Below are 21,249 nucleotides of genomic sequence, written 5' to 3'. Positions count from 1 at the left end.
TGGCGCGGCCCGCTTGCGTCCCTACATTAGGGGAATGCAAGATTTCCACGCTTCCCTCGATTCCGGCGCCTCCTCCATAGCCGCTTCGGCCGGCACTCGGCTGCCCGTGCTCTACGTCTCCCATGGCTCGCCCATGTTCGCGCTGGAGCCGGGCGAAACCGGCCCCGTGCTCGCGCGATGGGGCAGGGCGCTGCGCCAGGCCCACGGCCCGCTGCGCGGCGTGGTCGTCATGTCGCCGCACTGGATGTCGCATGGCGTGGAAGTCATGACCGGAGCCACGCCCTCCACCTGGCACGACTTCGGCGGCTTCCCGCCCGCGCTCTACGAACTGCAGTACCCGGCCCCCGGCGCGCCCCAGCTGGCGCAGGAAGTCATGGACCGCCTGCAGGCCGCAGGCATTGCCGCCACCGCCAACGCGCAGCGGCCCTTTGACCATGGCGCCTGGGTGCCGCTGATGCATTTGCTGCCCGATGCCGACCTGCCCGTGGTCCAGCTGTCCCTTCCCGCCTCGGCCGGGCCGGCCGAAACCCATGCGCTGGGCGCGGCCCTGGCGGCGCTGCGCGATGAAGGGGTGCTCATCGTCGGCTCCGGCAGCATGACGCACAACCTGGCCGAATTCCGGGGCGGCACGGGCGAGGCCACGGTACGGGTGGACGACGCCGTGCAGGCCCTGCGCAGCCAGGATGGCCTGCAGGACGACCATGCCGTCGGCGGCTCCAGCGCCTCCTCGCCCTACGTGCAGGATTTCAGCCGCTGGATCGAGTCGCGCCTGCAGGCGCAGGACCTGCCCGCGCTGCTGGACTACCGCGCACGCGCTCCCTCGGCCCGGCGCGCCCATCCCAGCGAAGAGCACTTCATGCCGCTGTACTTCGCCCTGGGCGCGGCCGGCGCCACGGCGCGGCCTCGGTATCTGAGTCGCGAAGTCATGTATTCCATCCTGGCCATGGATGCGATGGCCTTCGAGGACGCGCAGGCGGCATAACCTCCTGCCCCCGCGGACTTGGCGAGGCGCCACAATGGCGCGTTGCCCGGGACCACCCCGGTCCCGGAAATCGCTTAAAAACCAAGGAGTCCGTGATGATCGACCTGCCCCTGCTGGCGCTGGAGCGCCCCGCACAACCCGCACCGGGGCAGCAGCCCTGGCTGCTGGTGCTCATGCATGGCGTTGGCAGCAATGAACAGGACCTGTTCGGCCTCGCATCGTTCGTGCCGCCGCAGTTCCACGTGCTCAGCCTGCGTGCCCCGTTTTCCATGGGGCCCAGTGCCCATGCCTGGTTCCAGTTCACGGTGGATGCCAACGGCACGCGCCACATCCACGCATCGCAGGAAGAGCACAGCCGCGCCCTGGTGGCCCAGACCGTGCAGCAGGCCGGCGCGCGGCTGGGCATTCCTGCCCAGCGTACCGTGGCGGGCGGCTTCAGCCAGGGCGGCATCATGGCGCTCAGCCTTCTGCTGACCCAGCCCGCGCTGCTGCGCGCCGCCATGTGCTGGCACAGCCGCCTGCTGCCCGAGGCCTTGCCGCACCAGGCCCCTGACGCGGCCTTCGACGGCAAGTCGCTCTGGGTCAGCCACGGCACCTACGACAACGTCATTCCGCTGACCAGCGCCCACGCCATTCGCAGCCACGTGCAGCGCCTGCCGCTGCAACTGAGCTACCACGAATACCCGAGCATGCATGAGATCCGCCCCGACGAGCTGCAGGCCGCCATGGCCTGGCTCCAGGATCTGGGCACGCAGGGCTGAGCCTGCTGCACCGCCCCCTTCTTGTGCGCAGGCTGGCCGCGTAAGCCGGGTAACGCCTTGTTGCCTGGCGCGCACAAGGGCCTGCGCGGGCAGCGGGGCGGCTTATAAACACCAGTCAGGGGCTGGTGTCAGGAAAGCCCGGGAACCCCGGTTGTGCTTTGCTGTCGCACGTCCTGCGGCAACTGTGCTGCCAGCCCCCTGCCCAAGCCAAAGGACCCCTCCATGCCAGAACGCGACCCCCAAGACTTCCGCCCCCGCGCCAGATCCTCCGGCCCATCGGCTTTCGGCATCGCCGCAGCGGTACTGGCGGCTGCCGCCGTGGGGGGCGCAGCCTGGTGGTACTGGTGGCGTCCCGCCGACGTGTCCGAGGCGCCGCCCGAAGTGGCAGAGGCGCCCGCCCAGCCTGCCGAGCCTGAACCCGTCCCCGCGCCCGAGCTGACCGAGCCCCAGAACCCTGTCGATGCGCTGGAGCCACCCGCGCCCGGCCTGCCCGCGCTGCAGGACTCCGACGCCCATGTCGCCCAGGCCCTCAACGGCCTGCTGGGTCGTGACAAGGGAGGCAGCTTTCTGCAGATGGACGGCTTTGTGCGCCGCGCCGTGGCCACCGTGGACAACCTGACCCGCTCCCAGGCCCCTGCACGGCTTTGGCCCGTGCACCCCGCGCCGCAGCGTTTCACGGTGGAGGGCGCGGCGGAGACCGGGGAGGCACAGGCCATCTCTCCCGCCAACGCCGCACGCTACAAGGCCTTCGTGGCCTTCGCCGAGTCCATTCCCATGGACGGGGCCATCAAGCTCTATGCCCGGCTGTATCCCCTGTTCCAGACCGCCTATGAAGACCTGGGCTATCCCAGCCGCTATTTCAACGATCGTCTCATTGCCGTCATAGACCATCTGCGCGCCGCGCCCGAGCCCGCGGGCCCGGTGCAGGTCAGGCTGACCAAGGTGGAGGGCGAGGTGCCTTCCGTCCAGCCCTGGGTGCGCTACGAATACGCCGACCCGGAGCTGCAGGCCCTGTCCAGCGGCCAGAAGATGCTGGTGCGCGTGGGGCTGGACAACGAGCGCCGCCTCAAGGCCGTGCTGGGCGAGCTGCGCCGCCGCATCGCCACCGGCGAGATGGCCAAGCCTGCGGGCTGAGGCCAGTCTCCATCCGCCTCAGCCTGCGGCCGGCAGGGGCAGGGCGGTCTTGTACCGCACCTGCTTGAGCGTGAAGCTGGAGCGGATCTTCTCTATGCCCGGAATCGGCGTGAGCTGCTCCACGATGAAGCGCTCCAGCGCGCCGATGTCGGCCAGGGCCACGCGGATCAGGTAGTCGGCGTCGCCGCTCATCAGGTAGCACTCCATGACTTCGTCGTGCTCGGCAATGCGGCGCTCGAAGTCGGCCAGCGATTCCTTGGCCTGCGACTTGAGGCTGATGTTGATGAACACATTCAGCCCCAGCCCCAGGGCCGACGCATTGGCCAGCGCCACATAGCGCGCGATCACGCCGGCCTTCTCCAGCGCCTTGACGCGCGCCAGGCAGGGCGAGGGCGACAGGTGCACACGCCGCGCCAGCTCCACGTTGGACAGCGAGCCGTCCGTTTGCAGCTCGGCCAGAATGCGCAAGTCGATGGTGTCCAGTTTCATGTGCCGGATTTTATGTAGATGCCGGCATGAAATGCTGGAATATGGCGTTTCCCTTATCCATGAACGGCTGCTCATGCCGGTCCGCCAGTCCTAAAGTGGCGGGCATGAACGCACCCACGCCGCTGGCCACGCTGGCCGATATCGATACCGATCCCCAGGAAACCACCGAATGGCGGGAGGCCTTCGCGGCCCTGGTCGCCACCGAGGGGCCGCAGCGCGCGCGCTTCGTGCTCGAACAGCTGGCGCGCATGGCGCGCGAGCAGCGCCTGGGCTGGCAGCCCGACCTGAATACGCCCTATGTGAACACCGTGGCCGCGCAGCAACAGCCGGTGTTTCCGGGCGACCTGGCCATGGAGGAGCGGCTGGCGTCCATCATGCGCTGGAATGCGCTGGCCATGGTGGTGCGCGCCAACCAGGCCTATGGCGAGCTGGGCGGGCACATCGCCAGCTACGCCAGCGCGGCCGACCTGTTCGAGACCGGGTTCAACCATTTCTTCCATGCCCGGGAGGGGTTGGCGCCGGGCCAGCACCGGGGCGACCTGGTGTTCTTCCAGCCGCACAGCGCCCCCGGCGTGTATGCGCGCGCCTTCCTGGAAGGGCGGCTGAGCGAGCAGGACCTGCAGCACTATCGGCAGGAGATCAGCGCGCCGGCCGCTGGCGCGCAGGGCCTGTCCAGCTATCCCCATCCCTGGCTGATGCCCGACTTCTGGCAGTTCCCGACGGGCTCCATGGGCATAGGCCCCATCAGCAGCATCTACCACGCGCGCTTCATGCGCTATCTCACGCACCGCCGCCTGCTGGACTGCCAGGAGCGCAAGGTCTGGGGCGTGTTCGGCGACGGCGAGATGGACGAGCCCGAAAGCATGAGTGCCCTCACGCTGGCCGCGCGCGAGGGGCTGGACAACCTGGTCTGGGTGGTCAACTGCAATCTGCAGCGCCTGGACGGCCCGGTGCGCGGCAACGGCCGCATCGTCGATGAGCTGGAGCGGCTGTTTGCCGGCGCGGGCTGGAACGTGGTCAAGCTGCTGTGGGGCAGCGACTGGGACGGGCTGTTGGCTCGCGACATCACCGGCACCCTGGCACGCACGCTGGGCGGCACGGTGGACGGGCAGATGCAGACGTTCGCCGCCAAGGACGGCCGCTACAACCGCGAGCATTTCTTTGGACAGAACCCCGAGCTCGCCGCCCTGGCCCAGGGCCTGACGGACGAGCAGATCGACCGCTTGAAGCGCGGCGGCCATGATCTGGTGAAGATCCATGCGGCCTATGCAGCGGCTGCCGCCCATCGCGGCCAGCCCACGGTGATCCTGGCCCATACCAAGAAGGGCTACGGCATGGGCTCGGCCGGGCAGGGCAAGATGACCACGCACAGCCAGAAGAAGCTGGACGAGACCGACCTGATCGAGTTCCGCAACCGCTTCAACCTGCCGCTCAGTGACGAGCAGGCCAAGGGCCTGGCCTTCCACAAGCCTGCCGATGACAGTGCCGAGATGCAGTACCTGCGCGAGCGCCGAACGGCCCTGGGCGGCGCACTGCCGCGCCGCGAAACGGTGTGCGACCGCGTACCCGTGCCCGCCCTCAACCAGTACGCGCAGTTCGCGCTGGCGCCTGCCGGCAAGGAAATGAGCACCACCATGGCCTTTGTGCGCATGCTGGGCAGCCTGCTCAAGGATGCGCAGCTGGGTCCGCGCATCGTGCCCATCGTGGCCGACGAGGCGCGCACCTTCGGTATGGCCAACCTGTTCAAGCAGGTGGGCATCTACAGCAGCCTGGGCCAGCGCTACGCGCCCGAGGACATCGGCTCGGTGCTGTCCTACCGCGAGGCGCTGGACGGCCAGATCCTGGAGGAGGGCATCAGCGAGGCCGGCGCCGTCGCCAGCTGGACGGCGGCGGCCACCAGCTACAGCGTGCACGGCCTGGCCATGCTTCCGTTCTACATCTACTACTCCATGTTCGGCTTCCAGCGCGTGGGCGACGCCATCTGGGCGGCGGCCGACCAGCGGGCGCGCGGCTTTTTGCTGGGCGCCACCTCGGGCCGCACCACGCTGGGCGGAGAAGGCCTGCAGCACCAGGACGGCTCCAGCCATCTGGTGGCGGCCACCATTCCCAACTGCAAGGCCTGGGACCCCGCGCATGCGGGCGAACTCGCCGTGATCCTGGACGCCGGCATGCGCGAGATGCTGGTCGAGCAGCGCGATGTCTTCTACTACATCACGCTGATGAACGAGAACTATGCCCAGCCAGACCTGCCCGCAGGCGCTGCCGAAGGCGTGCTGCGCGGCGCCTATGTGTTCAGCCGCTTTGGCGATGCGGACCGTGCCACGCAGCATGTCACCTTGCTGGGATCGGGCGCCATCCTCACCGAAGTGCTCAAGGCCGCCGAGCAATTGGCCAGCGAGGGCATGGCCGCCACCGTGGTCGGCGTGACCAGCTGGAGCGAGCTGGCGCGCGATGGCGTGGCCTGCGAGCAGCGCATGCTGGCGGGTGAGGCACCTGGCCAGCCCTGGATCGCGCAGCTGCTGCAAGGTACGCAGGGCCCGGTGATTGCCGCCACCGACTATGTGCGCGCGGTGCCCGAGACCGTGCGCGCCTTCCTGCCCGCAGGCCGCCGTTTCCTCACGCTGGGCACGGACGGCTTCGGCCGCAGCGACACGCGTGCGGCGCTGCGCGGCTACTTTGGGGTGGATGCACACAGCGTGGCGCAGGCTGCGCGCCGGATGATCCAGCCAGGTTGAGCCGAGCCTTTCCACGCACCCGGCATCCCCGGGATGTACACATGGCGGCCCCTTCGCGGGGCCGCTTTGCATGGCTGCGCCCCCATTTGCGCCGCCACTTTTCCTGTGGATGGATTAAGCCCGCGTTAAATGCGCAAATGGCTTATCTTTTTCGTTGGCTTGCATCAAAAAATAGGGTGATTCCACTAGAATTTGTATATATAAGAAGATATTGCGCAAAGAGATTGATATTTGCTGCAATGGTTGCATGCGTTGGGTGGAATATCTCGTCAATATCCGATTTTCTCTTTCAATAATAATTTATTTCACGGGATAGAAGACGATGAAACTCTCGCTCAAGCAAGGCCTGCTGTGCGTGGCCGTGCTGTCGGCTGCCGCATGGCAGCTCGCCATCTCGGCGCCGGCGCCCGAGGTGGATCATGCGCAAATGCCGCAGATCATCGATGACCTGCCCGCCGACTATGCGGCGGACCTGACCGCCGAGCAAAGAACCCTGGTAGACCGTGGCCGTTATATCGCGCGACTCGGTGATTGTGTGGCCTGCCATACCGGAAATAAAACACAGCCCATGGGCGGTGGCCTGGCGCTGGAGACGCCATTCGGCAAGATCTATTCCACCAATATCTCGCCCGACGCCGATACGGGCATGGGCAAATACAGCTTCGAGCAGTTCGACCGCGCCATGCGCAAGGGCGTGGCGGCCGATGGCCGCAACATGTACCCGGCCATGCCCTATCCCTCCTACGCCAAGATGACGGCCGAGGACATGCAGGCCCTGTACGCCTATCTGCTGCAGGGCGTGGCGCCCGTGAAGGCGGCCAACAAGGAGTCCGACCTGGGCTTTCCCTTCAACCAGCGCTGGGGCCTGGCGCTGTGGAACTGGGTGTTTCTGGATGACAAGCCCTTCCAGCCCCAACCGCAGCAAACTGCCCAGTGGAACCGGGGCGCTTACCTGGTGCAGGGCCCGGGCCACTGCGGCGCCTGCCATACGCCGCGCGGCGTGGGCTTCCAGGAAAAGACCATGACCGGCGAGGGCCGCAAGGGCGAGTACTTCCTGGCCGGCGAGACCGTGGAGAACTGGCGCGCACTGAGCCTGCGCGACCTGTGGACACCCGAGGAGACCGCCCAGTTGCTCAAGACCGGGCGCAACAGCCACGGCACGGTCTCCGGCAACATGGTCGATGTGGTCCAGCACAGCACCCAGTACATGAGTGACGAGGACCTGCTGGCCATCGGCATCTATCTGAAGTCGCTGCCCGCAGGCAAGAACGACCTGCCCATGCAGGTGGCCCAGGGGCCGGGGCCGGTCATCGCCCCGCATCCGGCGTCGCAGGCCTCCGTGCATGCACCGTCCGCCGCCTTGGCGGTGTCTTCCGACGTGCCTGCCGATCTCTACGCCAGCCGGGGTGGCCTGGGCTATCTGCAGTTCTGCGCCGACTGCCACCGTGCCGATGGCGGCGGCGTGAAGGACGTGTTCCCGCCACTGGTCGGCAATTTTTCGCAGCAGTCGCAGGACCCGTCCACCCTGATCCATCTGATGCTGGTGGGCTGGAAGGCGCCCGTCACGCAAAGCCATGCACGGCCGCTGACCATGCCGGCCTTCGCACAGCTCAAGGATGCGGAGATCGCCGACATCCTCAACTTCGCCCGCAAGAGCTGGGGCCGTGCCGATGCGCGCGAGATCCATGCCAGGGAGGTGCAATCCATGCGCAAGCAGCTCGATGCCAAGGGCGAAAGCGCACGCCCCTTCGAGACGCCGCGCCTGGCCGCCATGCTGGACGAATCCAACGCGAAGCAACTGGTCTACGGCGCCCGCCTGAACATAGAGACGCGTGACCTGCTGCCCAGGAATGTGGGCAATGCGCTGAACTGCGCCAGCTGCCACCTGAACGCGGGCACGGTGGCCGATGGTTCGCCCTACATCGGTGTCTCGGCCTTCTTTCCTGGCTATGCGCCGCGCGCGGGCCGCGTCATCACGCTGGAGGACCGCATCAATGGCTGCTTCCTGCGCTCCATGAACGGCAAGCCCCTGCCGCTGGAGTCCGACGAGATCAAGGCCATGGTCGCCTACTTCGACTGGATGCGCCGCGAAACCAAGCCCGAGGACAAGGTCGAAGGCCGGGGCGTGGGCAAGATCAGCCAGTCCATCGTGCCCAACGTGGACAACGGCAAGAAGGTCTATGCGGCCCAGTGCGCGGTCTGCCATGGCGGCGAGGGCGAAGGCGTGAAGAATGCCAAGGGACAGTGGGTCTATCCGCCGCTGTGGGGTGACCAGTCCTTCAACATCGGCGCGGGCATGGCGCGCACCTACACGGCAGCGGCCTTCGTCAAGCGCAACATGCCCATCGCCTTCCATGGCAACTTCCCGCTGGGCCAGGGCGGCCTCAGCGACCAGGAGGCCGTGGACGTGGCCGAGTACTTCAGCCACCAGCCGCGCCCGGACTTTGCCAACAAGCACAAGGACTGGCCCAAGGACAAGAAGCCGGCCGACGCGCGGTACTGATGCGCCATCGAGGGAGAAGAAGGCGTTCCCGCCACGCGGCGGGCGCCTGAAGGCGGGGCAGGGAGCGATTCCTGCCCCGCCTTTTTTCGAGGGCAGTGCCCAGTCTTGCGCGCGCTGCAGATCCTTCTTGGCGGCGGCCAGTTCGTTGCCCAGCCCCTGCACGTGTTGCTGCCGTTGCCTGGCCATCTGCTGCAGCCGGCAGGCTTGGTTCCAGGCCTTCCCGGCAGCGCGTTCGGCGCGCTCAGCCCGCGCGCTGCAGCAGCACCGGCACCGAGGAGGCCAGCAGCGCCACGCCGGACAGGCACAGCAGGCCCAGCACGATCTGCCGGAAACGCATCTCGCTGATGCCGATATACAGCCTGGAGCCCAGCAGCGATGGAATGAGCATGGCCGGCGCCACGATGGCGAACAGCGGCAGCATGCTGCGCGCGACCATGCCGGTGCCCAGGTAGGTGGCCATGGTCACGGCCAGCATGGACAGGTTGAAGTTCTGGATGACCGAGCGCTGCTCATCCTTGGGGTAGCCGCGCAGCGTGCACCACAGCGTGGGCAGCGTGCCCGTGAAGCCGCCCAGTCCGCCCATCACGCCGCCCGCCAGGCCCACGGCGCCGTCTGCCACACTGCCGCCGCGCGCCAGCCTGGGCAGGCGGGCCGACAGCAGCATCACCGGGCACCACAGCACCAGCATGCCGCCCAGCAAGGCCTTGAACCAGGCCATGTCCAGGTGCGGCAGCAGCAAGACACCCAGGGGTATGCCGGCAAGACCGCCCAGGATGAAGGGCAGCAGCTTTGCCAGCGCAAACCCGCGCCGCACGGTGATGGCCGACAGCACCTGGCCCAGCAGCGAGCCGAAGACGGTGAGCACGGCCGCATCGCGCGGCTCCAGCACCCAGGCCCAGAACGACATGGCCACCATGCCGAAGGCAAAGCCCGACAGGCCCTGCACGAATCCGGCCGCCGCCGCGCCCAGCGCGATGATGAAAAACATGCCATCCATGGTCTGCCTGGTCCTTTCGTACTGGGTGTGCAAGACGCCGGAATTCTGGGACGCATGCATAAGCAGAAATTCGTTTGTTTTTATTGTTCAATATGGTTTTGCTTATGACGCGCCACGCCTGAAGCCATGCCGCAACACCCCACTGCATCGACCGCTGCCCAACTGGCCCACCGCATGGCCACGCGCCTGAAGATGAAGCATTTGCTGCTGCTGCGCTCCATCAGCGAGCTGGGCACGCTGACCCGCGTGGCCGAGCGCATGGCCACCAGCCAGCCCGCCGTGACCCAGGCCCTGGCCGAGCTGGAGTCGTTGTTCGGCGCGCCGCTGTTCCTGCGTTCTGCGCGTGGCATGGAGCCTACGGAGCTGGGCGCGCTGGTGCTGGCGCGCGCCCGGGGCATGCTGGCCGACCTGGACCATTGGGCCCACGACATCGAGGCCGTGGGGCAGCAGCGTGCGGCGCACCTGCAGGTGGGTGTCATCCCCTTCCTGCCTGCGCGCATGCTGGCCGAGGCCATCGGCAGGACGCGGCCGCAAGGCCGGCGCATCACGGCCACGCTGCATGAGGACACCAGCGACCGCCTGCTGCAAAAGTTGCGCGCACATGAGCTGGACTGCGTGATTGGCCGCGCCTCGGCCGTGCTGGACATGAGCGGCATACGGCACAGCGTGCTTTATGAGCAGGAGCCTCGCCTGATCGCCCACCGCAGCCTGGCCACGCGGCTGGGGCGCCGGCCTCTGCAGTGGGCCGAACTCACGGGGCTTGACTGGGTGCTGGGCCAGCGCCGCACGCCCATGCGCGAGCAGATCACCGACTTTTTTCTGCGCGCGGGCGTGGAGCCGCCGCCGCCGTTTGTGGAAACGCTCTCGGCCAAGGTGATCGGCGAGCTGGTGGCGGCCAATGAGCGGGCCGTGTCCATCGTGCCGGCCGACATTGCCGAGGAACTGGTGCGCATCGCGGGCGTGGGCATTGTGCGCCACCGTTTCGGCTGGACCCTGCCACCCATCACCCTGTTCGAGCGCAAGGCGGGCGGGCAGTACGAGGAGCAGCGCCTGTTTGCCCAGGCGCTGAAGGAGGTTTGCTCCGATCAGGGGTGACGGGTGGCCGGCTTGAAGAGCGCAGCCAGCAGCGGCTCCAGCGTGGGGAATTCCAGGGCAAAGCGGGCGCGGTCCACGAAGAAGGCTTCGCAGGCCACGGCGAAGAATTCGGCGGGCGCGGTGGCGCCATAGCCGTCCAGCCAGGGCCATTCGCCGCCAAAGCGTTCGGCGATGGTGATCTGCTCACGGAAGGTGTCGTAGGCCGGCGCCCAGGCGGCCTGCCATATCTCGCGGGCCTGGCGCGCGGAGCCGCTGCCCATGAAACCGGGCGGCAGGGGCGGGCAGCCATCGGCGCCGCCGTTGCGCATGTCGATCTTGTGGGCGAATTCGTGGATCACCACGTTGGCGGCCTGGCCGCCGTGACCGTGGTGGCTGGCATGCGGCCCGCGGCCTGCGCCGATGGCCTGCCAGCTCAGCATGACGGGGCCGCCATGCATGGCCTCGCCCATGATCACTTCGTCGTAGTCGTGGATGACGCCGGCCTCGTCCATGCTCTGGCGCCGTGCCACGGCATCGCCCGGGTGCACCACGATGCCGACAAAGTCGTCATACCAGGACAGCGCGCCCTGCGGCTCGCCCCAGTGCAGCAGTGGCAGGCAGGCCTGGGCGGCAATCTCCAGCGCCATGGCGTCGCTCACTTGCAGGCCGTGCGCGCCGTGGAAGCGCTTGCGCTGCAGGAAGACGGCGGCCAGTGCGCGCAGCTTCGATTGCTCCTCCAGCGTCAGCGAGGAAAGAAAGGGGTAGGCGGCCAGCGTGGACAGCCACAGCGGCGCTGGAATCTCAGGCACCGGCGAGACGGCGGAGCGTGCGCGGCGGCCCAGCCGCCGGGCCCAGTGGCCCAGTTGTCGCCAGAGGCTCATCGTTGGGGCGCCTGTTCAAGTACTTCGGACAGCGGCAGGCGCCGCAGGCCCTGGCCCTGCTCCCAGCGCAGCACTTCGGCGCGCGGCACGGCGGCTGCCAAATCCCAGTCGCTGAGCACCACACGCCGCAGGCCATCGCCCAGTTCATGGTCGGCCGGGCGGTGCGTGTGTCCGTGGACCAGGGTGGCGGCGCGTGCGGCGCGCAGCCAGCTGCGCGTGGCCTCGGCATCCAGGTCGGCATAGGTGGGCATGGCGGCGGTGTGGCTGGCGGAGGGGGAGGCTGCGTCCGCTCCGGCCGATTCACGTTTGCGCGATTCGCTCTCCTGCCGGATGCCGCGTGCCTGCTCGCGGCGCAGCGGCAGCGGCTGCGCCAGGAAGGCCGCCTGCCACGCGGCGGAGCGCGCCATGGCGCGAAAGCGCTGGTAGTCCGTATCGTCCAGGCACAGGGCATCGCCATGGCTGAGCAGGATGCGCTGGTCGCCGCAGTCGAGCACGGTGGGGTCGGCCAGCGTGGTCGTGCCGCACAGCGCATCGAACTGCGCTCCGGTCAGGAAGTCGCGGTTGCCCTGCATGAAGAACAGCGGCCTGCGGGCGGCGGCCCCGCGCAGGGTGGCGGCGCAATCGGCCTCGAAACTGCCGGGCTCCAGCAAGGCGTCGTCGCCCACCCAGACTTCGAACAGGTCACCGAGCAGAAAGACGGCATCGGCCTGCGTGGCGTGCAGGTAGCGGCGAAAGGCCTGCACGGTGGCGGGCTCGCAGGCCTGCAGGTGCAGGTCGGAGATGAAGTCCAGCGTGCGCCAGGCCGCGGGCAGTGTCCATTCGGCCGCAATGGGCGGCACGCAGGGAGGGCGAGGTGCGGCAGTCTGGGCCATGGGCGGGTGCGCGCCCGGCAAGGGCGCTGCATGAAGGCTGGGGAAGGCTCTGGAGCAGGGCTGTTGTCCATGGGCACGGCCAGGGGCGGGCCATGTGCATGGACAACAGGGCGGCTGCACGCCAAGGGGGCAGCCGCCTTGTCGGAAGGGCGCCTGATTACAGGGCCACGGCCTTTTCGATGATCACGTCATCCTTGGGCACGTCCTGGTGGCCGCCGTTGCGGCCGGTCTTCACGCCGCGCAGCTTGTCCACGATCTCGGTGCCCTTGACCACCTTGCCGAACACGGCATAGCCCCAGCCCTGGGCGCTGGGCGAGGTGTGGTTCAGGAAGCCGTTGTCGGCCACGTTGATGAAGAACTGGGCGGTGGCCGAGTGCGGGTCGCCGGTACGGGCCATGGCGATGGTGTACTTGTCGTTCTTCAGGCCGTTCTTGGCCTCGTTCTCGATGGGCGCATCGGTGCCCTTTTGCTTCATGCCGGGCTCGAAGCCGCCGCCCTGGATCATGAAGCCATCGATGATGCGATGGAAGATGGTGTTGTCGTAGTGGCCCTTGTTCACATAGGCCAGGAAGTTCTCGGTGCTCTTGGGGGCCTTGGCGGCGTCGAGTTCGAGGGTGATGACGCCGTGGTCGGCGATGTGGAGTTCGACTTGGGGATTGCTCATGGCGATTCCTTGTTGGGTGGAGGGCAGGGGCGTGCCACGCTGGGCGCGGCGCGCGGTTTACTTGACTTCGGTGGCCGAGAGGATGGTCACCGGCTTGGTGGGTACATTCTGGTGCATGCCCTGGTTGCCCGTGGCCACCGTGCGGATTTTGTCCACCACATCCATGCCCTGGACCACGCGGCCGAAGACGGCGTAGCCGTGTCCGTCAGGCTTGGGTGCGTTGAGCATGTCGTTGTTCACCACGTTGATGAAGAACTGCGAGGTGGCCGAGTTGGGATTGCCCGTGCGCGCCATGGCGATGGTGCCCCGGTCATTCTTGAGGCCGTTGTCCGCTTCCAGCGGAATCGGCGCGCGCGTGGGCTTTTCCTTGAGGCTGGCATCCATGCCGCCGCCCTGGATCATGAAGCCGTCCATCACGCGGTGGAACACCGTGCCGTCATAGTGCTTGTCGCGCACGTACTGCATGAAGTTGGCCACGGTCTTGGGGGCCTTGGCCTCGTTCAGCTCCAGCACGATGTCGCCCATGCTGGTCTTGAGCTGCACCTTGGGTGTGGCGTTCTGCGCCATGGCGGGCAGGGCGGTGCAAAGGGAAGCGGCCAGGGCCATGCCGGCCAGGGAAAGCGACGCAATGCGGCGTGTGGTCATGCAAATCTCCTGAGAAAGCCAAAGGGCTGGGGGATGGAGTGGGAAAACCCGGGCAGGTTCCTGCGCGTGCGCGCAGGCGTGGCAAGACCCAAATGGCGTGCAGACCGCCGTGCCTGGGCGCCGGGGTGCGCGTGTGGGCCGTGTCTTCTATTTGGTGCCGGTGACTGGAGCCAGCAATTCGCGCAGCAGCTTGAGCTTGGGCCGCACGCTGGCAGCACGGCCTTCCAGGCCTTGTGCCTTGCCGTAGGCCTCGTAGGCCAGGCGGGCGTGGATGTCGCCCAGATTCTCGTAGGCAACGCCGTAGTTGGGGTTGTTGCGCACGGCCGACTCCAGGGCGGAGCGGGCCTTGTCGAGCTGGTTCTGGCCTGCGTAGATGACGGCCAGGTTGTTGTAGGGCTCGGGCAGCTCGGGGTAGTCCTCGATGAGCTGGTTCAGCGCGGCGATGGCCTCGTCGGTCTTGCCGCTGTCGGTCAGGGCCACGGCCTTGAGAAAGCGCATCTGGGGGTCGCGTGCGTTCTTGGCAAGATAGGCTTCGGCGCGTGCCAGGGCCTGGGTGCTTTTGCCGTTGCGCAGCAACTGGTTCACTTCCGTATAGTCGTCGGCGTGGGCGTGGCCTGTTGCGAGCAGGGCCGCCAGTGCCGCGAGGCGCAGGGCGGAGCGAAACGAGTTGCGTAGAGGCATGTAGGTGCTTTCGGGGCCTCGGGGAAACGCCCCGCGGCGCGGGCTTATACTGCTGTGAATTGTAGCTGAGGGGTGTGCTGGGTCACACGGGCTCTGCGCCTGCCGCTCCTGCTCCCTGCTGAGCATGCCTGCATCGGCGCCAAGGGTCCGGCGGCGCGTGGGACGCGCCCCCTGCAGCGGCCCTTTCTCCCCTGATGAACATCCATGAGTTTGCGTATCTACAACACGCTGTCGCGTGCATTGGAAGCGTTTTCGCCAATCGAACCGGGCCATGTGCGCATGTATGTGTGCGGCATGACCGTGTACGACCTGTGCCACCTGGGACACGCGCGCTCCATGGTCGCTTTCGACGTGGTGCAGCGCTGGCTTCGGGCCAGCGGAAATCGCGTGACCTATGTGCGCAACATCACCGATATCGACGACAAGATCATCCGTCGTGCCGTGGAGAACGGCGAGACCATTCGTTCGCTGACCGACCGCATGATCGACGCGCTGCACCAGGACGCCGACGCCCTGGGCATCGAACGCCCCACGCATGAGCCGCGCGCCACCGAATACGTGCCGCAGATGCTGTCCATGATCGGCCGCCTGCAGGACAAGGGCCTGGCCTACCAGGGCAGCGATGGCGACGTGAACTTTGCCGTGCGCAAGTTCCCCGGCTACGGCAAGCTGTCGGGCAAGTCGCTGGACGAATTGCAGGCCGGCGAACGCGTGGCCGTGCAGGACGGCAAGCAGGACCCGCTGGACTTCGTGCTGTGGAAAAGCGCCAAGCCCAGCGAGCCCGACGAGGTCAAGTGGGCCAGCCCCTGGGGCGCGGGCCGGCCGGGCTGGCACATCGAGTGCTCGGCCATGGGCTGCGAGATGCTGGGCGAGAGCTTCGACATCCACGGTGGCGGTGCCGATCTGCAGTTCCCGCACCACGAAAACGAGATTGCCCAGAGCGAAGGCGCGACCGGCAAGCCTTTCTCGCAGGTCTGGATGCACAACGGCTTCATCAACGTGGACAACGAGAAGATGTCCAAGTCGCTGGGCAACTTCTTCACCATCCGCGACGTGCTCAAGGAGTACGACGCAGAGACCGTTCGCTTCTTCGTCGTGCGCAGCCACTACCGCAGCCCGCTGAACTACAGCGACGTGCATCTGAACGATGCGCGCGGCGCGCTCAAGCGCCTGTACACGGCGCTGAGCCTGGTGGCGCCTGCCGAGGTCGCCATCGACTGGAGCCATCCCGCTGCCGCACGCTTCAAGGCGGCCATGGACGAGGACTTCGGCACGCCCGAGGCCGTGGCCGTGCTGTTCGAGCTGGCTGCAGAAGTCAATCGCAGCAAGAGCGCCGAGACGGCGGGCCTGCTCAAGGCCCTGGCCGGATGCCTGGGCTTGCTGCAGGGCGACCCCCAGGCCTTCCTGCAGGCAGGAGCGGCAGATGTGGATGCCGCCGCCATCGAGGCGCAGATTGCCGCACGCGCAGCTGCCAAGGCGGCCAAGGACTGGGCCGAGGCCGACCGCATCCGCAAGGCCCTGCTGGAGCAGGGCATCGTGCTCAAGGACTCCCCTGCAGGCACGACCTGGGAGGCAGCCGCCAAGGGCTGATCCGTATGCCTTGCCAGACGTGCCGCGCCAGGTGCGGGGAGGTGCTTTGATGGCCTCCGCCAAACCCCTGGACACCATGGATTTCGAGCAGTTGCCGCTGGTGGCCGATCTGCCCGTGCCCGAACAGCAACCGGCCCCGCTGCCGGTGGTGACGCTGGGCGCGCGCGCAGGCTCGCCGCCTGCCGCCGCAGCGGCCGCTGCCGCCACGCCCAAGGCCAAGATATCGCTGCCCGCGCCGCCCGAAGGCGCGCCTGCCTACTGGGCCGAGGCCTGCCGCCAGCTCGTGCGGCGCGACCGCGTGATGAAGCGCCTGATCCCGCGCTTTGCCCACCTGGCCCTGCAGCCCGGTGGTGATGCCTTTGCCACGCTGGCGCGCTCCATCGTGGGCCAGCAGATCTCGATGAAGGCCGCGCAGACGCTGTGGAACAAGTTCGCACGCCTGCCTGCGCGGATGGCGCCTGACCTGGTGCTCAAGCTCAAGGTGGACGACATGCGCGCCGTGGGCCTGTCCGCCCGCAAGGTGGACTACCTGGTGGACCTGGCCATGCATTTCACCGAGCACCGCCTGCACCAGGACGACTGGCAGGGCATGAGCGACGAAGCCATCGTGGCCGAGCTCATGTCCATCCGCGGCGTGGGCCGGTGGACGGCCGAGATGTTCCTCATCTTCTACCTGCAGCGGCCCAATGTGCTGCCGCTGGACGATGCAGGCCTGATCTCGGGCATCAGCCAGAACTATTTTTCAGGCGACCCCGTCAGCCGCAGCGAGGCGCGCGAGGTTGCCGAGGCCTGGAAGCCGTGGTGCACCGTGGCGACTTGGTATATTTGGCGCTCGCTCGAGACGCAGCCTGCCGCCTGAAGACAAACCGATCACACCCGATCAACCCCCGTTTTCCGGCCGGAACGCATGCACCGTGCCTGGCTGGGACAAGGAGAAACAAGTTGGCGAAAAAGAACTTTCTGGATTTTGAGCAGCCCATCGCCGAGCTCGAATCCAAAATCGAGGAACTGCGCTACGTGCAGACCGAAAGCGCAGTCGATATCTCGGAAGAGATTGAGCAGCTCAGCAAAAAGAGCCTGCAGCTGACCAAGGACATCTACAGCGACCTCTCGCCCTGGCAGATCACCAAGATCGCGCGCCATACCGAGCGTCCCTACACGCTGGACTATGTGCGCGACTGCTTCACCGACTTCATCGAGATGCACGGCGACCGGCACTTTGCCGACGACCAGTCCATCGTGGGCGGGCTGGCGCGCTTCAATGGCATGTCCTGCATGGTCATCGGCCACCAGAAGGGCCGCGACACCAAGGAGCGCACGCTGCGCAACTTCGGCATGACGCGCCCCGAGGGCTACCGCAAGGCCCTGCGTCTCATGAAGACGGCCGAGAAGTTCGGCCTGCCGGTCTTCACCTTCGTGGACACGCCCGGCGCTTTCCCCGGCATCGAGGCCGAGGAGCGCGGCCAGTCCGAAGCCATCGGCCGCAACATCTACGAAATGGCACAGCTGCAGACCCCCATCATCACCACCGTCATCGGTGAAGGCGGCTCGGGCGGCGCACTGGCCATTGCCGTTGCCGACCAGGTGCTGATGCTGCAATACGCCGTCTACTCCGTGATCAGCCCGGAAGGCTGCGCCTCCATCCTCTGGAAGACCGGCGAGAAGGCCCAGGACGCGGCCGATGCCATGGGCATCACGGCCCACCGCCTCAAGGCCCTGGGCCTGGTGGACAAGATCGTCAACGAGCCCGTGGGCGGCGCCCACCGCGACCCCAAGCAAATGGCCGCCTTCCTCAAGCGTGCGCTGGGCGATGCCTACCGCCAGCTGGCCGACCTCAAGCCCAAGGAACTGCAGGACCGCCGCTACGAGCGCCTGCAAAGCTACGGCCGTTTCGCCGATACCAAGGCAGACAATCGCTGAAGGCCGGCGCCACGCTCTGGCACACTGAACGGCTCCCCCTGGGAGCCGTTTTCTTTTTGCGCCGGGACTCGGCCTGAGTCCTGCCATACCTGATCCAAGCCTGTGGAAATGCCGATCACCGACCTGCCGCAGAACCTGCCGGACACCTCATCAGACGCCGCGTCAGACGTCGCGTCAGGCGCCGCCTTGGGTGCTGCCATCCAGCGCTTTGCGCCACCGCTGCCGCTGGCCGTTGCCTTCAGCGGCGGAGCGGACTCCACTGCGTTGCTGCTGGCCTGCGCCGAGCGCTGGCCGGGCCAGGTCGTCGCCATCCATGTGCACCACGGTTTGCAGTCGGCCGCCGATGCCTTTGTGCTCCAGTGTGAAAAAACCTGTGCGCAGCATGCCGTCCCCTTGAAGATCTGCCGCGTGGATGCGCGCCACGCGCCGGGCCAAAGCCCTGAGGATGCGGCGCGTCAGTTGCGCTACGCCACGTTGATCAAGGCGGCCAACGAGCCCTGGCCTGCGCAGGGCGGTGTGCCCATGCCTGCCGTTCGCAGCCTGGCCCTGGCGCAGCATGCCGACGACCAGGTCGAGACGCTGCTGCTGGCACTGTCGCGCGGCGCCGGCGTTGCGGGGCTGGCCGCCATGCCGGCGCAGTGGAGCAGGGCGGGACTTGCGTGGTATCGACCGCTGCTTGATCTGCCTGGCCAGGTATTGCGGGACTGGCTTGCTGCGCGCGGCCAGGAGTGGGTGGAAGACCCTTCCAATGCCGATGCCCGCTACACCCGCAATCGCATCCGCGCCCAGTTGCTGCCGGCGTTGCACCAGGCCTTCCCCCAGTTTCGCGCCACCTTTGCGCGCAGCAGCCGGCATTGCGCCGAAGCGGCCGAGCTCCTGCAGGAGATGGCCCAGGCCGACCTGGGTGCGGTGGGCAACCCGCCCCGCATCGCCGCATTGCAGGCGCTGAGCCCGGCGCGCCAGGCCAATGTGCTGCGCCACTGGCTGCGCAGCGTGCATGCCACCACCCCGAGCGCCGCGCAGCTCGATCAACTGCTCGCGCAGGTCGGCGTTTGCCGTACGCGAGGCCACCGCATCCATCTCAAGATGGGCAGGGGTTTTGTGCGGCGCCTGGGGTCAGTGCTCGATTGGTACAATTGACAGGTTTTGGTCCAACTTTGCACGAAAACCGGCGGCGCGCCAAAACCAAATGGCTTGCGCAAGACGGGTCTGGGCGGACATTTCGCTACATGCGCAGTCCTCTTGAGCACCTGGCTTGCACAAGCACCCCCTGTCGTACAGCGCCGTGCCTAGCAGTTTCGTCACCCTGATATCCAATGGCACTGATCGTTCATAAATACGGCGGCACCTCGATGGGCTCGACAGAGCGCATCCGCAACGTTGCCAAGCGCGTGGCCAAGTGGGCTAGGGCCGGTCACCAGATGGTGGTCGTCCCCAGCGCCATGAGTGGCGAAACCAACCGTCTGCTGGGCCTGGCCAGCGAGCTGGCGCCCAGCTCGGCCAAAACGGCGTACTACCGTGAACTCGACATGCTGGCCTCCACGGGCGAGCAGGCGTCGTCGGCACTGCTGGCCATTGCGCTGCAGGCCGAAGGCCTGGAAGCCATCAGCTTCTCGGGCTGGCAGGTTCCCGTGCGCACGGACAGCAGCTTCACCAAGGCGCGCATCGAGTCCATCGATGACAAGCGCGTTCGCGCCGAACTCGACGCTGGCCGCGTGGTCATCATCACCGGCTTCCAGGGTATTGATCCCAACGGTCACGTCACCACGCTCGGCCGTGGCGGCTCCGACACCTCGGCCGTGGCCGTGGCTGCGGCGCTGAAGGCGGCCGAATGCCTGATCTACACCGACGTGGACGGCGTCTACACCACCGACCCGCGCGTGGTGCAGGCCGCCAAGCGCCTGAACACCGTGAGCTTCGAGGAAATGCTGGAGATGGCCAGCCTCGGCTCCAAGGTGCTGCAAATCCGCTCCGTGGAATTTGCCGGCAAGTACAAGGTGCCCATGCGTGTGCTCTCCAGCTTCACGCCCTGGGACATCGACCTGGAGGAAGAGTCCACCTCCGGCACGCTGATTACTTTTGAGGAAGACGAAAAAATGGAAAAGGCCGTCGTATCCGGCATCGCATTCAACCGCGGCGAAGCCAAGATCTCCGTTCTCGGCGTGCCCGACACCCCCGGCATCGCCTACGGCATCCTGGGCCCGGTGGCCGACGCCAACATCGAAGTCGATGTGATCATCCAGAACATCAGCAAGGAAGGCAAAACCGACTTCAGCTTCACCGTCAGCCAGGGCGACTACCAGCGCGCCATGGAACTGCTGCGTGACAAGGTCGTGCCTGCCCTGGGTGCCTCCGAAGTCGTCGGCAATCCCAACATCGCCAAGGTCAGCATCGTCGGCATCGGCATGCGCAGCCATGTGGGCGTGGCCTCCACCATGTTCCGTGCGCTGAGCCAGGAAGGTGTGAACATCCAGATGATCTCCACCTCCGAGATCAAGACCTCCGTCGTCATCGACGAGAAGTACCTGGAGCTGGCCGTGCGCGCGCTGCACACCGCCTTCGGCCTCGACAAGACGGAATAAAATCGATGTTTTGCCGAAACCGGCAAAAAAGCACGTTACAATAACGTCATTCCGGAAACGTGACCGAGTGGCCGAAGGTGCTCCCCTGCTAAGGGAGTATGGGGTGTAGAGCCTCATCGAGGGTTCGAATCCCTCCGTTTCCGCCAGAATCAAAAAGCCACCCGCAAGGGTGGCTTTTTTTATGAGAGGGTTGCTTCGGTGGCCTGATCAAGTGGCTAGGGCTGATGCTCTGGTTGCGGTGGCGAAGTTCTTCTTGTCGGCTTGTTGAAAAAACGTGCTACAATGCAAGGCTCTGCTGAAAAGAGCGATGCAGATCGCTGGTGTTGAAAAGATCGAAGAAATTTGATTGCAACGACGCTAAAAACTGTGCTAGAATTCAAGGCTTCGCTGATCGCAGCAAGTCAGAGGCAAGGAAGAAATTCTTCGCTTCGATCCTTAAAAATATACAGCCGATAAGCGTGGGCGTTTGAGGCGAACAGCCAAGTTCTTTGGAACTCGGCTCTTTGAAGCCAAAAACGCTCATGAGAATAGAAGTGAAGTTCACTTCAATTCCGTTTTTATGAGTTAGTCGAAAGACTTTAAATTCAAGATCGAACTGTAGAGTTTGATCCTGGCTCAGATTGAACGCTGGCGGCATGCCTTACACATGCAAGTCGAACGGTAACAGGTCTTCGGACGCTGACGAGTGGCGAACGGGTGAGTAATACATCGGAACGTGCCCAGTCGTGGGGGATAACTA

The 21,249-nt window shown here is 66.4% G+C and carries 18 protein-coding genes, 1 tRNA gene and 1 rRNA gene; 13 read left to right on the top strand and 7 right to left on the bottom strand.

Features of this window, described 5'->3' with window-relative positions:
- The first annotated feature begins 34 nt into the window (after nucleotides 1-34).
- The 3 genes from ACF8NF_RS22775 (at nucleotide 35) to ACF8NF_RS22765 (ending at nucleotide 2,877) form a co-directional block, all read left to right on the top strand.
- Nucleotides 35-982, top strand: coding sequence for a dioxygenase (locus ACF8NF_RS22775; RefSeq protein ID WP_154834850.1), 948 nt, complete (start codon nucleotides 35-37; stop codon nucleotides 980-982).
- A 95-nt stretch (nucleotides 983-1,077) separates the two neighbouring features.
- Nucleotides 1,078-1,743, top strand: coding sequence for an alpha/beta hydrolase (locus ACF8NF_RS22770; RefSeq protein ID WP_016450545.1), 666 nt, complete (start codon nucleotides 1,078-1,080; stop codon nucleotides 1,741-1,743).
- Between the two features lie 222 nt (nucleotides 1,744-1,965).
- The gene (locus ACF8NF_RS22765) at nucleotides 1,966-2,877 is read left to right on the top strand and encodes a DUF3014 domain-containing protein (RefSeq protein ID WP_392451310.1); all 912 of its coding nucleotides are present in this window, start codon (nucleotides 1,966-1,968) and stop codon (nucleotides 2,875-2,877) included.
- Between the two features lie 18 nt (nucleotides 2,878-2,895).
- On the opposite strand, the gene ACF8NF_RS22760 is transcribed toward ACF8NF_RS22765, so the two are convergent.
- The gene (locus tag ACF8NF_RS22760) at nucleotides 2,896-3,366 is read right to left on the bottom strand and encodes an Lrp/AsnC family transcriptional regulator (RefSeq protein ID WP_012204416.1); all 471 of its coding nucleotides are present in this window, start codon (nucleotides 3,364-3,366) and stop codon (nucleotides 2,896-2,898) included.
- 104 nt (nucleotides 3,367-3,470) lie between these two features.
- Here ACF8NF_RS22760 and mdeB point away from each other — a divergent pair, with 104 nt between their 5' ends.
- Nucleotides 3,471-6,101 (top strand): alpha-ketoglutarate dehydrogenase, encoded by a 2,631-nt coding sequence (mdeB, locus tag ACF8NF_RS22755; RefSeq protein WP_392451309.1) that lies wholly within the window; start codon nucleotides 3,471-3,473, stop codon nucleotides 6,099-6,101.
- A 322-nt stretch (nucleotides 6,102-6,423) separates the two neighbouring features.
- A complete protein-coding gene (locus tag ACF8NF_RS22750) occupies nucleotides 6,424-8,604 on the top strand; it encodes a c-type cytochrome (RefSeq protein WP_392451308.1) in 2,181 nt (726 codons plus the stop codon).
- A gap of 241 nt (nucleotides 8,605-8,845) precedes the next feature.
- On the opposite strand, the gene ACF8NF_RS22745 is transcribed toward ACF8NF_RS22750, so the two are convergent.
- Entirely contained in the window at nucleotides 8,846-9,601 is a 756-nt protein-coding gene (locus ACF8NF_RS22745; protein WP_026062448.1) for a sulfite exporter TauE/SafE family protein, read from the bottom strand.
- Nucleotides 9,602-9,727: 126 nt separating this feature from the next.
- Here ACF8NF_RS22745 and ACF8NF_RS22740 point away from each other — a divergent pair, with 126 nt between their 5' ends.
- Nucleotides 9,728-10,696 carry a LysR family transcriptional regulator gene (locus ACF8NF_RS22740; RefSeq protein ID WP_392451307.1) on the top strand — a complete coding sequence of 323 codons (969 nt, stop codon included), beginning with the start codon at nucleotides 9,728-9,730 and terminating at the stop codon, nucleotides 10,694-10,696.
- Here the strand turns inward: ACF8NF_RS22740 and ACF8NF_RS22735 are convergent.
- The 5 genes from ACF8NF_RS22735 to ACF8NF_RS22715 all read right to left on the bottom strand — a co-directional run bounded on the left by ACF8NF_RS22735 (nucleotide 10,687) and on the right by ACF8NF_RS22715 (nucleotide 14,418).
- Nucleotides 10,687-11,556: a zinc-dependent peptidase gene (locus tag ACF8NF_RS22735; protein WP_277849663.1), complete on the bottom strand. Its 870-nt coding sequence runs from the start codon at nucleotides 11,554-11,556 to the stop codon at nucleotides 10,687-10,689. The genes ACF8NF_RS22740 and ACF8NF_RS22735 overlap by 10 nt on opposite strands.
- On the bottom strand, nucleotides 11,553-12,428 hold the full coding sequence (locus tag ACF8NF_RS22730; RefSeq protein WP_392451306.1) for a UDP-2,3-diacylglucosamine diphosphatase: 876 nt from the start codon (nucleotides 12,426-12,428) through the stop codon (nucleotides 11,553-11,555). Before ACF8NF_RS22730 ends, ACF8NF_RS22735 begins: the two co-directional genes overlap by 4 nt.
- A gap of 157 nt (nucleotides 12,429-12,585) precedes the next feature.
- Entirely contained in the window at nucleotides 12,586-13,092 is a 507-nt protein-coding gene (locus tag ACF8NF_RS22725) for a peptidylprolyl isomerase (RefSeq protein ID WP_016450537.1), read from the bottom strand.
- Between the two features lie 57 nt (nucleotides 13,093-13,149).
- On the bottom strand, nucleotides 13,150-13,737 hold the full coding sequence (locus ACF8NF_RS22720; RefSeq protein ID WP_016450536.1) for a peptidylprolyl isomerase: 588 nt from the start codon (nucleotides 13,735-13,737) through the stop codon (nucleotides 13,150-13,152).
- A gap of 147 nt (nucleotides 13,738-13,884) precedes the next feature.
- On the bottom strand, nucleotides 13,885-14,418 hold the full coding sequence (locus ACF8NF_RS22715) for a tetratricopeptide repeat protein (RefSeq protein WP_392451304.1): 534 nt from the start codon (nucleotides 14,416-14,418) through the stop codon (nucleotides 13,885-13,887).
- 204 nt (nucleotides 14,419-14,622) lie between these two features.
- Here ACF8NF_RS22715 and cysS point away from each other — a divergent pair, with 204 nt between their 5' ends.
- From cysS to ACF8NF_RS22680, 7 genes are all read left to right on the top strand, one after another.
- On the top strand, nucleotides 14,623-16,008 hold the full coding sequence (cysS, locus tag ACF8NF_RS22710) for a cysteine--tRNA ligase (RefSeq protein ID WP_047325717.1): 1,386 nt from the start codon (nucleotides 14,623-14,625) through the stop codon (nucleotides 16,006-16,008).
- Between the two features lie 49 nt (nucleotides 16,009-16,057).
- The gene (locus ACF8NF_RS22705; protein WP_016450533.1) at nucleotides 16,058-16,867 is read left to right on the top strand and encodes a DNA-3-methyladenine glycosylase; all 810 of its coding nucleotides are present in this window, start codon (nucleotides 16,058-16,060) and stop codon (nucleotides 16,865-16,867) included.
- An 83-nt stretch (nucleotides 16,868-16,950) separates the two neighbouring features.
- Nucleotides 16,951-17,928, top strand: a complete 978-nt coding sequence (locus ACF8NF_RS22700; RefSeq protein ID WP_016450532.1) for an acetyl-CoA carboxylase carboxyltransferase subunit alpha — start codon at nucleotides 16,951-16,953, stop codon at nucleotides 17,926-17,928.
- A 108-nt stretch (nucleotides 17,929-18,036) separates the two neighbouring features.
- Entirely contained in the window at nucleotides 18,037-19,068 is a 1,032-nt protein-coding gene (gene tilS, locus ACF8NF_RS22695; protein WP_074923123.1) for a tRNA lysidine(34) synthetase TilS, read from the top strand.
- A 176-nt stretch (nucleotides 19,069-19,244) separates the two neighbouring features.
- A complete protein-coding gene (locus ACF8NF_RS22690) occupies nucleotides 19,245-20,510 on the top strand; it encodes an aspartate kinase (protein ID WP_016450530.1) in 1,266 nt (421 codons plus the stop codon).
- A gap of 53 nt (nucleotides 20,511-20,563) precedes the next feature.
- Nucleotides 20,564-20,656 (top strand) — tRNA-Ser (locus ACF8NF_RS22685).
- Nucleotides 20,657-21,102: 446 nt separating this feature from the next.
- Nucleotides 21,103-21,249, top strand: a 16S ribosomal RNA gene (locus ACF8NF_RS22680); the annotation flags it as partial.

The organism is Delftia sp. WSY_22 (genome assembly GCF_043104185.1).
Lineage (GTDB): Bacteria > Pseudomonadota > Gammaproteobacteria > Burkholderiales > Burkholderiaceae_C > Comamonas > Comamonas tsuruhatensis.
The sequence above is the reverse complement of the archived record's forward strand: the minus strand, read 5'-3'. Positions and strand labels throughout refer to the sequence as shown.